Genomic DNA, 12,674 nt, shown 5'->3' with positions numbered 1-12,674 from the left:
ACTCGGTGGGCTGCTCTGGATCGGATCGGGGCACGGGGACAAGACTGCCTTATCCGGCGACCGGCCCGGTGTCCCGGGCCTACGCTGGTCACCGTGATATCCGTACGCCGCGCTGCCGACCGTTACCGGGGTGGCGAGCCCGCCGCCGGCATCGAGTCCCTGCACGCCTTCTCCTTCGGCCGGTTCTACGACCCGGACAACCTGCGTTTCGGGCCCGTCCTCGCCTGCAACGAGGAACGCCTGGCCCCCGGCGCGGGCTTCGACGAGCACCCGCACAGCCACACCGAGATCGTCACCTGGGTCGTCGAGGGCGAACTCACCCACCTCGACTCCACGGGCCGCGCCACCGTGGTACGCCCCGGCGACGTGCAGCACCTGAGCGCCGCCGACGGGGTGCGGCACGAGGAGCGCAACGCGGGCGACGTGCCGCTGGTCTTCGTCCAGATGTGGCTGGCCCCGCTGGTACCGGGCGGCGACCCGGCGTACGCACTGGTGCGCGGGATCTCCGACGCCACTCCGTACGAGGTGGCGGCGGCCGGAGCGGCACTGCACGTGCGGCGGCCCGCGACGGGCGAGCGGGTGCCGGTCCCCCGGTCCGCCTACCTCCACGTCGTGCGCGGCGAAGTGACATGTGCGGAAGCCGAGTTGGGGCCGGGGGACTCGATGCGGGTCAGCGACGGGCCGGGCCTCGAACTGACGGCCGCGACCGCCGCCGAAGTCCTCGTGTGGGAGATCGCGGAAGGTCAGTAGCCGGAGTCGGCGGGCTCCTCCGCGTTGCGCCACAGCGTGAAGTCGAGGGTGACGTAGTCGCTGGGGTCGGACGCCGACGACCTGCCGCGGTAGGTGACCAGGGCGATGTGGCCCGCGTCCGTGTGCACGCAGATCTGCGACCCGGGCGACACCTGGCTGAGGGTGAGGCGCTCGGTGAAGCGGGTCTCGTCGCGGCAGGTCCGGAGCGAACCCTTCTGCGAGTTGTTCAGCAGCGAGATCTTCTTGCTCCGGCTGCCGATGTAGCGCTCGTTGCTCCAGTAGTAGAAGTCCGAGTCCGCCTCGTAGGCGGCGTCGCCCGAGTGGATCGGCCTGGGCGGCGAGTCGGCGAACCGGACGTAGTAGTTCCTCGTCAGGTTGACGCCCTTGTACGTGACGGGCTTCGGGTCGGGCCGCGGCTTACCGCTTGCGCCTCCGGTGCTCCCGGCCGACGAGCTGGTCCGGTCCCGCTTCGAGTCGTCCGTCAGGTTGTCCGTCAGGCTCACGAGGTACGCCGCACAGCCGCCGATCGGCAGCAGGACGGCCGCGATGACGATGAGCGCGACGACGCCGCCGCTCATCTTCTTCTTGGGCGGCGGCGGAGCCCAGCTGGCCTGCGGCTGCATGGGATACGGGGCGGCGTGCAGGCTGTGCTGGGGGGTGTGGGCGGGGTGCGTGGGATGGCTGGGGCCGCCGGGCCCTGGGTACGGGGCGGTGGTGGGCTGCTGCGCGGGCTGTCCGGGATACGAACCGGGGTACGGCGGAGACGTCGCCGAGCCGCCGGGCGGGGTGGGAGGCATGCCGGGAGCAGCGGGCGGGGGCGGGGTGGAGGGGCCGACGGGAGAGGCGGCGGTGGCGGTCGGGGCGTGGGAGTCGCCGGGGGCGGTCAAGGGGTAGGGGACGGGCCCGGCGGGTGAGCCGGGGGTGGCGGGGCCGCTGGGGGCACTCGATCCGTCGGGAGTGCCGGGGGTGCCGAAACCGCCGGGGCCACCAGGTGTGCCGACGCCACCGAGCGAGGACGGAGCCGCCGGGCCACTGCCCTCCGGAGCGGCCTCGTCCCGCCCGCCGGAGAGGTCCGGGCCGCCGGAGATGTTCTGGGGCGACGCCTTGCCCGTCCCGCTTCCCGCCGCGCCCTCCGCCGTCGCCGACATGGACGTACGCATCGCCGCCCATGCCCGGGTCCTGCGGTCGATGTCTTCCTCCATGACCTCCGGCAGCCAACTCCCGCGCTGGCTCAGCGGTTCGGGGGATGCGGCGCGGCAGAACTCGATGATCTCGGCGGGCGTCGGCCGCTGCGCAGGGTCCTTTGCCAGGCAGTGCGCCAGAAAGCCCAGTTCCTCCGGCAGCCCGGTGAGATCCGGCTTCTCGTGCACGATGCGGTACAGCACGGCGTGCGAATTGCCCTGCCCGTACGCCTGGTTGCCGACCGCCGCGTACACGCCGACCTGGCCCAGCGCGAAGATGTCGGACGGCGGGCCGAGCTCCCGCCCCGCCGCCTGTTCGGGCGACATGAACGCGGGCGTCCCGACCGTGACGCCCGTTCCGGTCAGCGCCGTCGCGTCCGCCGCCCGCGCGATCCCGAAGTCGATGACCTTCGGCCCGTCCGCCCCGAGCAGGACGTTCGCGGGCTTGAGGTCCCGGTGCACGATGCCCGCGTCGTGGATGACCTTCAGCGCCTCCGCCATCCCGGCGAGCAGCCGCAATACGGCCGCGACCGGCAGCCTCCCGTGCTCGGCCACCGCCACCGCGAGCGAGTGCCCGGCAACGTACGCCGTCGCCAGCCACGGCCGGCCGCCCTCGGTGTCGAAGTCGATGACGGGCGCGGTGTACAGCCCCTGCACCCGCTGCGCCGCCTGCACCTCCAGCCGGAACCGCTGCCGGAACCCGGGGTCCTCGCCCAGCTCCGGCCGGATCACTTTGATCGCGATCGGATGGCCGCCGGGCGTGTACGACAGGTACACCTGCCCCATCCCACCGGCCCCGAGCCGCGCCGCAATGCGGTAACCGGCCACCGACCGGGGGTCGTTGTCCTCCAGCGGATGGAACTGTCCGCCCGCTGCCGCGCCCTGGTGCATCCGACTCTCCCCGTATTCAGCCTTGTCGCATCACGTCTCTGCGTGTCGCGTGAGGGAGGGTATACGGTTCCGGCCGCGCTGTCGGAGTTCCTACCGCAGCCCGTCCACGAACGCCCGCCACGCGTCGGCGCGGAAGGTGAGGACGGGGCCGGAGGGATTCTTGCTGTCGCGGACGGGGACGCTGGGGCAGTCCCCTGCGGCGACCTCGACGCATTCGCCGCCGCTGGTCCCGCTGTAGCTGGACTTGTGCCAGGTGGCGCCGCCGGTCACGGTGCACTCGACGCAGTCGCCGCCGGTGTTGCCGCTGAAACTGGACTTACGCCACTGCGCGTTCGTCAGGTTGGGACCGGTCTGCATAACGTTCCTCCATCACGCGCCTGATCAGTGCCGCCGAGTCCTCCACGGAGAGGGCTTTGGCCTGCAAGTGAGCGTATCGGAGAGCGGCTTCGCGGATCGTGTCTGAATTGGCTGTCATATGGCCGGAGATGACGTCCTCCGTGTAGACAATGTCCGGGTCGTCTTCGAAGCGCAGGCAGTTCAACGACCCGGCCAAGCTGGAGTGTTCGCCCGCCTCAAAGGGAAGCACCTGAACCCGAGTCCAGCGTTGCTGGCTGAAGCTCAACAAGTGGATGAGTTGCTTCCGCATGACCTCACGGCCACCGATCGGGCGGTGCAGGATCGCTTCGTCGAGGACCGCCCAGATCAGCGGCGGACGCCCTCGCTCCAGGATGCGCTGACGCTCCATACGGGCGGCGACCAGGCTGTCGAGCGCCTCGGGGGAGCCGGTCGCCAGCACGGCCCGCGCGTACTCCTCCGTCTGCAACAGCCCGTACACCAACTGCGCCTGGTAGGTGGAGATGTACGCGGCCTTCGCCTCCATGTCGGCGTAGGCCTGGAACCACGTCGGCAACTGGCTTCGCAGTACCAACCCGACGAGCCGCGAGAAGACGCCGTCCGTGCCGAGTGCCGCGTCGACCCGTTCCGAGAAGTCGCGGGTCGGGATCTTCTTCGTGGTCTCGATCTGGCCGATCAGGGACCCCGTGCAGAAGATGATGTCGCCGAGCTGGCCCTGCTTGAGGCCGTTGGCCTCCCGGTGACGGCGGAGTTCGCCGCCGTAGTAGTCGAGGGGGGACGCGCTGGGGTCGAGTGACTGGATGTTGGCCACGGCGGGCACCTCCGGGCTCCAACGCCGTACGGCGTTCGCTTCGGTTCGTAGCCGAGCGTAACCAACTCCTTGCACGCTGGTGGCATGAATCACACAACTGGTGCCCGGCAGGCACCCCTTGGCACCGCTGAGCGGACCTCGGAACCCGGTTATCGCACGGGCTTTGCGGTCGGGGAGCACTCCGCGCGCCACATGCGCCGCATCCTGCGCATGTACCTCGCGGGCTGGGGTCTGCTCGACCTGGCGGACGCGGCGGAGCTGGCGTTCACGGAGCTGATCGCCAATGTCGTACGGCACGTCCCCGGCCGCCACTGCCGGATGCGCATTCTGCTGTGCGAGGGCGAGGTGCTGCGGGTGGAGGTCGCCGACGACTGCCCCGCGCTGCCCCGCCCGTCCCGGACCGTGAAGGCGCTGGCCGAGAGCGGGCGGGGGCTGCTGCTGGTGGACGCGGTCACCGACGACTGGGGTGTGGAGCCCCTGCCGGGCGGCGGCAAGACGGTCTGGTTCGAGTGCCGGACGCTCAGGACCGGCGACGGCGCGGATCGGTAGTGCGGGCCTTGCGGGCGCAGTGCAGGGCCGGGTAGACGAACACGACCGCCTGGAGGGCCAGGTAGAGGGTGAGGTGCGGCCGGAACGGGATCGTGACCAGTGGAAAGACGATCAGGGCCACACAGACCCAGAACATGGCGCGGTACATGCGTCCCCCGGACGTAGAAGTTGATCAGAGGGTACGTCCCTCCGCGAGCACCGCATCGACGAAGGGGGGCCAGGCCTCTGCCGCCCACGGGCCGAAGGCGCGGTCGGTGAGGGCGACGACCGCGAGACCGGCGTCCGGGTCGACGAGCAGGAACGTACCGGACTGGCCGAAGTGGCCGAAGGTGCGCGGGGAGGAGGAACTGCCCGTCCAGTGGGGGGACTTGGCGTCGCGGATCTCGAATCCGAGGCCCCAGTCGTTGGGGTTCTGGTGGCCGAAGCCGGGGAGGACGCCCTTGGTGCCGGGGTACTGGACGGTCAGGGTGGCCTCGGCGACCGTGCGGGGGTCGAGGAGGCGGGGGGCCTGGAGTTCGGCGGCGAAACGGGCGAGGTCGTCGACCGTGGAGACGCCGTCGCGGGCGGGGGAGCCGTCCATGGTGGTGGCCGTCATGCCGAGGGGTTCGAGGACCGCCTGGCGGAGGTAGTCCGGGAAGGGGATCTCGGAGGCCTTGGCGATGTGGTCGCCGAGGGTGTCGAAGCCGGCGTTGGAGTAGAGGCGGCGGGTGCCGGGCTCGGAGGTGACGCGGGGCTCGTCGTAGGCCAGCCCGCTGGTGTGGGCGAGGAGGTGGCGGACGGTGGAGCCGGGCGGGCCTGCGGGTTCGTCCAGCTCGATGGCGCCCTCCTCGTACGCGATCAGGGCCGCGTACGCGCCGAGCGGCTTGGTGACCGACGCGAGCGGGAAGCGCTGGGAGGTCGGGCCGTGGGACCCGAGGACGGTGCCGTCCGCCCGGACGACGGCTGCGGCGGCGGTGGGGACGGGCCAGGACTCGATCTTCGTCACGCTCTGCATGGGGGCGAGTTTAGGTGGTGGGGGTGGTGGCGGTCGCGGGGCGGGAGGGGTGACCGGTGGGCAGGTGGAGCGGCGGGGCGCGGGGTGGGGAGCGTGGGGCGGGGGTGCACCGTCCGGTGGGGGCCGCCCCCTTGCCCGCCCGTTCCGCCCCCGGGGGGCGGCCCCGCCGCCCAAGCGGGCTGAAGTGGGCATGTCGCGTCCCGCCGCCCAAGTGGGCTGGGTATGGGGCGTCCTTCCGCTCAAGGGGGGCGGGGTCATAGCTGGAGGCGGAGGACGGGGCTGTCTCGGCGGCGGAAGCCCAGCGAGGCGTAGAGCGGCTCGGCCTCCGGGGAGGCGCCCAGGTCGATCGTGGTCGCGCCGTGCTCACGGAACCAGTGCAGCAGCGCCTCCATGGTGGCCCTGGCCAGGCCCCGGCGCCGTTGGTCGGGGTCGGTGGCGACGCTGAACACGTACCCGTAGCAGCCCTCCGGGTTGGCCGGGCTGCCGATCCGGTACTCCAGGGTTCCGCAGGCGAGGGAGCGCAGGCGGCCGGGGCGCTCCGGGTGGTCCGCGACGAATGCCGCGAAGGACGGCCCGGGGTGCGCGAGTTGCTCGCGCAGGACCGGCAGGGATGCCGCGTGCCAGTCGGTGGACCTGTCGGCCCTCTCTATCGAGTCGATCATCACCTGGCGGAGGCGCAGCACTTCCGGGGCGTCGGCAGCGGTCGCGCGCCGGATGGTTCCGTCGTTCATGCGGCGCACGATAGTTCCGTACGCAGGAAAACTCTTCCCGTTTCCGCTTGCTTCGAGTGCACTCCAGGGTTCTAGCGTGGAGGCATGACGGTGATCGACAGCAGTCCCGTACCGAACCGACCGAAGGCCGCTCCGCGCCCCAGCTCCCTCAGCGGCGGACACCCGCTGCCCGAGGGGCGCGACCACTACACGATCAGCGAGGTGGCCGAGGTCACCGGCCTCTCCGCGCACACCCTGCGCTGGTACGAGCGGATCGGCCTGATGCCGCACGTGGACCGCTCGCACACCGGCCAGCGCCGGTTCCGCAACCGGGACCTGGACTGGCTCGCGCTCGTCGGAAAGCTGCGGCTGACCGGAATGCCGGTCGCCGACATGGTGCGGTACGCGGAACTGGTCCGCGAGGGCGAGCACACCTTCGAGGCCCGGCAGGAACTTCTGGAAGCGACCCGCCGGGACGTACGCGCCCGGATCGAGGAACTGCGCGACACCCTTGCCGTACTCGACTACAAGATCGACCTGTACGCGGACGCCCGCCGGGCGTCAGAGAGGTTCTGACACTTTTATGAGCATCGACCACCGCATCCCCACCACCCGCCTCGGCGGTCCCACCGGCCCCGAGGTCGGCGTCCAGGGCCTCGGCTGCATGGGCATGAGCTTCGCGTACGGACCCACCGACGCCGCCGAGGCGCGCGCCACCCTGGAACGGGCGCTGGAACTGGGCGTCACGATGTACGACACCGCGGACGCCTACGGGGCCGGGGAGAACGAGAAGTTCCTCGCGCCGTTCGTCGCCGCGCACCGGGACGAGATCACGATCGCCACCAAATTCGGCCTGGCCATCGACCCCGAGGACACCACGAAGCGGATCATCAACAACGACCCCGCCTACATCCGGCGGTGCGTCGACGACAGCCTGCGCCGGCTCGGCGTCGACGTCATCGATCTGTACTACATGCACCGGCGGGCCCTGCACGTGCCCGTCGAGGAGACGGTGGGGGTGATGGCCGAGCTGGTCGCCGCGGGCAAGGTGAAGCAGCTCGGGCTGAGCGAGGTCACCGGCGGTGAACTGCGGGCCGCGCAGGCCGTGCACCCGATCGCGGCCGTGCAGTCGGAGTGGTCGCTGTTCAGCCGGGACATCGAGGCGGGTGTCGTCCCGGCGGTCGCCGAGACCGGCGCGACCCTCGTCGCGTACTCGCCGCTCGGGCGCGGCTTCCTCACCGGCGCGTTCGCCAGCGCCGAGAAGGACCTGGACGCCACCGACTTCCGCCGCCACCAGCCCCGCTTCAACGGTGCCAACGCGGAGGCCAACGGCGCGCTCCTCGAACCGGTGCGCGAGGTCGCCCGGACCCGGGGCGTCACGCTGGGCCAGGTCGCGCTGGCGTGGGTGCAGCAGCAGGCGCAGGTGCACGGGGTGGGCGTGGTGCCGATCCCGGGCACCCGCAGGCGCACCCGCGTCGAGGAGAACGCCGCCGCCACGCAACTCGTGCTGAGCGCGGGCGAGCTGGCGCTCCTGGAGCCGATCGCGGAACGGGTGGCAGGACCCCGGTACGCCGACATGACGTTCACGTCGGCCGCGCGCGAATAGGCCCGCCGGAGCGGAGTCCGGGCCCGTACCCGTCCTCACGCCAGCCCCAGGGCGAAGGCCGTGAAGCCCGCCGCGAGCAGTCCCGCGACTGCCCGGCGGGCCTTCGTCGTGCGCTCGGCCAGCTGCCCGGGGTGCTCGAAGACCCGCGCGTACTTGCCGATCACCACCAGCAGCACCGCGAACACCGGCAGCCACGCGAGCCGCGCCGCGATCCAGCCCGGCGTGACGGGGGCCTCGGTCAGGCCCGGGATCGTGCCGAGGTACGAGCCGGGGACGGCGGCGGCGAGCATCGCCGTCTGGTGCCAGCACAGGATGGTCATCGCGGAGAGGTTGACGACGACGACCGGGGCCCACAGGGCGGGGCGGCGCAGCAGCTTCGCGATCCGGTCGCGCAGGAGGATCGCCGCACCGCTCTGGGCCGCGCCCAGCGCGAGGACGAGCAGCGACGGCGGGTGGGAGTTGGTGCGGTCCTGACCGGGGACGCCGACCATCGACGCCGGGTAGTGGAACGCGAGCAGGAGCGCGGCGAACAGGACGGTGCCCCCGGCGAGCAGGACGTAGGCGGCCTGCCGGTTCAGCCGCTTCTCGCCCCAGGCGACGCCCAGTTGGTAGGCGAAGAGCCAGCCGGGCAGCAGGTTGAGCACACTCAGCCAGGACGGCGCGGAGTCCGCGTACGGCCCGTACCGGAGAAAGTCGACGACCGCGACGGAGGCGATCAGCGGGAGCGCCGACCAGACGCCCGCGCGGCGGGCGGCGCGGATGCACAGCGGGGTGAGCGCGGTGATCGCCGCGTACACGCCGACGAACCACAGTGGCTGCACGACCAGTTTCGCTCCGGTGCGCAGGGTCGCTTCGGGCACGCCGAGCCCGTACAGCAGCGGGACCATGACCGCCCAGACGGCGGTCACCCCGAGCACCGGCCGCCCGAGCCGCACCAGCCGGCCCTTCAGCCAGTCGCCGCCGCTGCCCTTGCGCTTGTTGTACGAGAGGACGGACGCGTAGCCGCCGACCAGGAAGAAGATGCCGAGCATCTGGAGGAACCAGCTGGCGGGGGCGAGGCCGGAGAACGTGGCGAGGGGGCTGGCGTTGTGGAGGGAGCCGGTGTCGGGGCTGACGGTGAAGCCGCCGAGCAGCCAGTGGCCGGTGGGGACGGCGAGCAGCGCGAGGGCGCGAAGCCCGTCGATGGCGCGGTCGCGGTGTGAGGGGGTGTGGGAGTCGATTTTCGCGGCGAGGGCGGAGAGGCTCATCGGGAGGTCCTTGGGGAGGAGGTCAGGAGGAGGTGTGGTGTTCCGCTATCGCCGCGAAGGTCCGCAGCGATTCGGTGCCCGGCGCGAAGTACCCCGTGTGTCCGTGTGCGGCGCCCGTCGGGACGGTGCGCGCACCGAACGCCGGGGCCGCCGGGTCGGCCCCGTGCCCGAGCCCGAGCACCCGCACGTTCGGCACGTTGCCGATCCAGTCCGAGGGGTCCTTCGCCGCCCACACCCGGGCCCGGGTGCGCAGTTGGGCCGCGCTGTCGGCGTGCATGCCGGGTGAGGCGAGCGCCACGAGGTCGGACGCGTCGAGCCGGGGGGCGGCGAGCCCGCACACCACCGAGCCGTAGCTGTGGCAGAACACCGCCGGGTCGTTCACGCCCACCGCGTCCAGTCCGTCCGCGAACCGGGCGAGGCGTCCGGCGCCCGCCTCCGCGAGCGAACCGGAGGCCGCGTCGATCCCGACACCGACGGGGGTGGTGTAGCCGGTCCAGGCCACCACGGCGGTACGGTCGTTCGTCGCCGCGCGCAGGCTCTTGGCCATCCCCGCCGGCGTACCGTACGGGTCCTTGCTCCGGTCGTACGTCGCCGCGTCCATGTCCGACCCGGGGACGACGACCGCCACGTGCGGTGCGCGCTGCAAGTCCCCGTACACCTCGGCGGCCTGGCCACGGCCCCGGGGGTCGAAGGCGAGGATCTGCCGGCCGGGGGCGAGCAGCCTGCCGAACCGGCCGTCGGCGGCCAGGGCCCGCCGGTTGGCGGCGTACCGCAGCCCGACCGGCGCGCCGTCCAGGTTCCCGACCACGGACGGATGCCGACGGGCGAGCTCCCGCTGTCTCTCCTGGCTCAACCCGCCGAAGAAGGCAGCCACTTGGTGCGGCGTGCTGGTGGCCGGGTCGATCAGCCCCTCCTGCTGCCAGGCGGCCGTCCCGGGCGGCGGTCCCACCACGGCCGTCTGTGAATCGGCGGAGACCCACCCCGCGCTGCCCCCGACCACGGTCAGCGCGACCGCGACGGCGGCCACCGTCCTCCTGAACCGGCGCATGCCCCATCCCCTCTCTCGTCCACTTCGCCGCCCGTGCCGGGCTCGATGGGAGGAAGGTAGGAACAGGGCATGCGCCGGGGCGTCACACCACGGAGCCAACTCCTGGGTAATACCGCAGTACTGGAGGTTTTCCGCAGGTCAGAGGGTAGGGCCGGCCCCCCTGCGGGAGCTGGTGGCGGCCCCCCGAGGGGGTGGGGCGAGCGCCCCCGTCACCCCGCGTCGCCGGGCGCCACGAGGCCCGATTCGTACGCGAAGACGACGGCCTGCGCCCGGTCCCGCAGGTCCAGTTTGGCCAGTACCCGCCCGATGTGCGTCTTCACGGTCTGCTCGGCGAGGATCAGCCGGTCGGCGATCTCCTGGTTGGACAGGCCGCGCGCGATCAGTTCCAGCACCTCCGTCTCGCGGGGCGTCAGCCCGTTCAGGCGCAGTGCGGGGTTCTGGCGTCGGGCGGGACGCTGCGCCGCGAAGTCCGCGATCAGGCGGCGCGTCACGGACGGGGCGAGCAGGGCGTCCCCGGCAGCCACCACCCGGACCGCCGCGATCAGATCGGCGGGCGGCGCGTCCTTCAGCAGGAACCCGGAAGCCCCCGCGCGCAGCGCCTCGTACACGTAGTCGTCGACGTCGAAGGTGGTCAGCATCAGCACCTTCGGCCGGTGCACCACCCCTGCCGGGGGGTTCAGCAGCTCCCGTGCGGCGGCCAGCCCGTCCATCTCCGGCATCCGTACGTCCATCAGCACGACGTCGGGATGCGTGCTGCGGCTGACGTCCACACCCTGCCGGCCGTCGGGCGCCTCGCCCACCACGTCGATGTCGGCCTGCGCCGAGAGCAGAGCGGCGAATCCGGCCCGCACCATGGCCTGGTCGTCGACGATGATCACGCGGATGGTCATGGGTCGGGTGAGTCCTTCACTGTCGGGTGCTGCGGGGGAGCGGGGCCGGTCCTGCGGGGAGTTGGAGTGCTGCGTGCGTCGGCGGTGCCGGAGGCGCCAGGTGCGTCAGCGGTGCCAGAGGTGCCGGCGGTGTGCTCGCGTGCCGGCGCGGCGGGTGTGTCCGGCGCTGGAGGAGTGGCCGCCTCCGCCGTCAGCGGCAGCCGTGCCGCGACCCGGAAACCCCCGTCCGGCAGCGGCCCGGTGTCCAGCGTGCCGCCGGTCAACCGTACGCGCTCACGCATCCCGACCAGCCCGTGCCCACCGGCACCCTTCGCCTCCACCCGTGCCGCCCGCGAGGTCGGCGAATCCGGCTCCGGGGCGGGCCCGTTGACGACCAGCACCAGCAGGTCCTTCTCTTCCGCCCGTACCGACACCCGGGTCACCGCGCCCGGCGCGTGCCGGACAACATTGGCGAGCGCCTCCTGCACGATCCGGTACGCGGACAGGTCCACCGCCTGCGGCACCGCCGGCCTGCCCGGCCCGGGGGCCAGTTCCGCCGCCATCGACAGCTCGGCCGGCACCCCCGCCCGTACCGTCGCCTCCACCAGCTGCTGCACCTTGCCCAGGCCCGGCTGCGGCGCGCGCTCCCCCTGGGCGCCCTCGCTGCGCAGCACCGCGAGCAGCCGGCGCATCTCCGTCAGCGACTCCCGGGCGCTGGAGGCGATCGACGCGAATTCCTCCGTCGCCTCGGCGGGCAGCCCGCTGATCCGGTACGGGGCGGAGTCGGCCTGCACCGTGATCATCGACATGTGGTGGGCGACCACGTCGTGCAACTCCCGTGCGATGCGGGTGCGTTCCTCCAGCAGGGTGCGCCGGGCCCGTTCCGCCTCGCTGATGGTCTCCTGCTCCACCAGCCGGCGCTGCGCCTCTCCGCGTTCGCGCAGTGCCCCGCCGATGACCAGGACCACCCCGCTCAGCACGATCGTCAGCACATTCGTGCCGTCGCTGGCCTCGGGGAGGAACTGCCCCAGGGTGATGCCCGCGACCGCCGTGCACAGCCACACCCCGATCAGGGCCTTCCTGCGTTCCCGCAGGGCGAGGGCGAACAGCAGGAAGAGCATGCCGACGATGGCCGGCGCGGGCCACGGCCAGATCGCGTCCCCCGCCTCGACCGGTGCACGGAGCAGGAAGAGGCTGCCGGCCACACCGGACGGGAAGACGAGCCACCACGCCTGCAACGGCCGGTGCGCCATCATCAGCAGCGGCAGCACCTGCAACGCCGCCAGCGCCGACGCGACGCCGCCCGGCACGTCGTAGTCCTGGGTCAGCACGGTGAGCGAGACCGGGAGGAGCGCGGCGGTGACGGCGAGGACCACGGCGTACGGCAGCAGCCGCTGCCAGCGCCTGGGCGCGTCCGCCAGCAGGGGGGTGGGCGGGTGCGAGGGGTGGGTGAGGGCGTGGCGGAGCTCGCGCAGATTGCGCCTGCCCGCGCGGATCAGCCCTTCCACGGGAGGGCCGGCGGCGGGGGGCGGGTCCGTCGGCCTCGGCGGGGTGGCGGGCGGCGGGGGACGTCGAGGGGGTGACGGAATCGGTTCTCTCATGGCGTCCCCAGCGTAGGCAGCACAACCGTTTCCCCACGTCATACCGTGGTCTGGTCCCTGCCC

14 protein-coding genes are annotated in these 12,674 nt (G+C 72.4%); 4 read left to right on the top strand and 10 right to left on the bottom strand.

The genetic code is table 11. The features are described 5' to 3' along the window. The first annotated feature begins 93 nt into the window (after nucleotides 1-93). Nucleotides 94-750: a pirin family protein gene (locus HNQ79_RS02195; protein ID WP_185026186.1), complete on the top strand. Its 657-nt coding sequence runs from the start codon at nucleotides 94-96 to the stop codon at nucleotides 748-750. Here HNQ79_RS02195 and HNQ79_RS02190 read toward each other — a convergent pair. The 3 genes from HNQ79_RS02190 to HNQ79_RS02180 all read right to left on the bottom strand — a co-directional run bounded on the left by HNQ79_RS02190 (nucleotide 744) and on the right by HNQ79_RS02180 (nucleotide 3,987). Then, nucleotides 744-2,822 carry a serine/threonine-protein kinase gene (locus HNQ79_RS02190; protein ID WP_185026184.1) on the bottom strand — a complete coding sequence of 693 codons (2,079 nt, stop codon included), beginning with the start codon at nucleotides 2,820-2,822 and terminating at the stop codon, nucleotides 744-746. The two genes, HNQ79_RS02195 and HNQ79_RS02190, sit on opposite strands and share 7 nt — an antisense overlap. Nucleotides 2,823-2,912: 90 nt before the next feature. Continuing rightward, entirely contained in the window at nucleotides 2,913-3,179 is a 267-nt protein-coding gene (locus tag HNQ79_RS02185; protein WP_185026182.1) for a DUF397 domain-containing protein, read from the bottom strand. Next, nucleotides 3,139-3,987 (bottom strand): helix-turn-helix domain-containing protein, encoded by an 849-nt coding sequence (locus tag HNQ79_RS02180; RefSeq protein ID WP_185026180.1) that lies wholly within the window; start codon nucleotides 3,985-3,987, stop codon nucleotides 3,139-3,141. The genes HNQ79_RS02185 and HNQ79_RS02180 overlap by 41 nt, the downstream gene beginning before the upstream one ends. Nucleotides 3,988-4,071: 84 nt before the next feature. On the opposite strand from HNQ79_RS02180, the gene HNQ79_RS02175 reads away from it, so the two are divergent. After that, entirely contained in the window at nucleotides 4,072-4,536 is a 465-nt protein-coding gene (locus tag HNQ79_RS02175; protein ID WP_185026178.1) for an ATP-binding protein, read from the top strand. Here HNQ79_RS02175 and HNQ79_RS02170 read toward each other — a convergent pair. The 3 genes from HNQ79_RS02170 to HNQ79_RS02160 all read right to left on the bottom strand — a co-directional run bounded on the left by HNQ79_RS02170 (nucleotide 4,508) and on the right by HNQ79_RS02160 (nucleotide 6,261). Continuing rightward, the gene (locus HNQ79_RS02170; RefSeq protein ID WP_185026176.1) at nucleotides 4,508-4,684 is read right to left on the bottom strand and encodes a hypothetical protein; all 177 of its coding nucleotides are present in this window, start codon (nucleotides 4,682-4,684) and stop codon (nucleotides 4,508-4,510) included. The two genes, HNQ79_RS02175 and HNQ79_RS02170, sit on opposite strands and share 29 nt — an antisense overlap. Nucleotides 4,685-4,708: 24 nt before the next feature. Then, complete coding sequence (locus HNQ79_RS02165; RefSeq protein WP_185026173.1) at nucleotides 4,709-5,530, bottom strand: serine hydrolase domain-containing protein; 822 nt, start codon at nucleotides 5,528-5,530, stop codon at nucleotides 4,709-4,711. 254 nt (nucleotides 5,531-5,784) lie between these two features. Further along, nucleotides 5,785-6,261, bottom strand: a complete 477-nt coding sequence (locus HNQ79_RS02160; RefSeq protein WP_185026171.1) for a GNAT family N-acetyltransferase — start codon at nucleotides 6,259-6,261, stop codon at nucleotides 5,785-5,787. An 84-nt stretch (nucleotides 6,262-6,345) separates the two neighbouring features. On the opposite strand from HNQ79_RS02160, the gene HNQ79_RS02155 reads away from it, so the two are divergent. Together HNQ79_RS02155 and HNQ79_RS02150 are read left to right on the top strand one after the other, a co-directional pair. Next, the gene (locus HNQ79_RS02155; RefSeq protein ID WP_185026169.1) at nucleotides 6,346-6,816 is read left to right on the top strand and encodes a MerR family transcriptional regulator; all 471 of its coding nucleotides are present in this window, start codon (nucleotides 6,346-6,348) and stop codon (nucleotides 6,814-6,816) included. A gap of 7 nt (nucleotides 6,817-6,823) precedes the next feature. Continuing rightward, nucleotides 6,824-7,846, top strand: a complete 1,023-nt coding sequence (locus HNQ79_RS02150; protein WP_185026167.1) for an aldo/keto reductase — start codon at nucleotides 6,824-6,826, stop codon at nucleotides 7,844-7,846. A 35-nt stretch (nucleotides 7,847-7,881) separates the two neighbouring features. Here the strand turns inward: HNQ79_RS02150 and HNQ79_RS02145 are convergent, their stop codons facing one another. The 4 genes from HNQ79_RS02145 to HNQ79_RS02130 all read right to left on the bottom strand — a co-directional run bounded on the left by HNQ79_RS02145 (nucleotide 7,882) and on the right by HNQ79_RS02130 (nucleotide 12,611). Continuing rightward, complete coding sequence (locus HNQ79_RS02145; protein ID WP_185026165.1) at nucleotides 7,882-9,093, bottom strand: acyltransferase family protein; 1,212 nt, start codon at nucleotides 9,091-9,093, stop codon at nucleotides 7,882-7,884. A 22-nt stretch (nucleotides 9,094-9,115) separates the two neighbouring features. Next, the gene (locus tag HNQ79_RS02140; RefSeq protein WP_185026163.1) at nucleotides 9,116-10,141 is read right to left on the bottom strand and encodes an alpha/beta hydrolase; all 1,026 of its coding nucleotides are present in this window, start codon (nucleotides 10,139-10,141) and stop codon (nucleotides 9,116-9,118) included. A gap of 209 nt (nucleotides 10,142-10,350) precedes the next feature. Beyond that, entirely contained in the window at nucleotides 10,351-11,031 is a 681-nt protein-coding gene (locus tag HNQ79_RS02135; RefSeq protein WP_185026161.1) for a response regulator, read from the bottom strand. Further along, nucleotides 11,028-12,611, bottom strand: a complete 1,584-nt coding sequence (locus HNQ79_RS02130) for a sensor histidine kinase (protein ID WP_373312415.1) — start codon at nucleotides 12,609-12,611, stop codon at nucleotides 11,028-11,030. Before HNQ79_RS02130 ends, HNQ79_RS02135 begins: the two co-directional genes overlap by 4 nt. Between the last annotated feature and the right edge of the window lie 63 nt (nucleotides 12,612-12,674).

It is taken from the genome of Streptomyces candidus (assembly GCF_014207445.1).
Lineage (GTDB): Bacteria > Actinomycetota > Actinomycetes > Streptomycetales > Streptomycetaceae > Streptomyces > Streptomyces candidus.
Note: the sequence above shows the minus strand (reverse complement) of the source record. Positions and strands in the feature narration are given on the sequence as shown.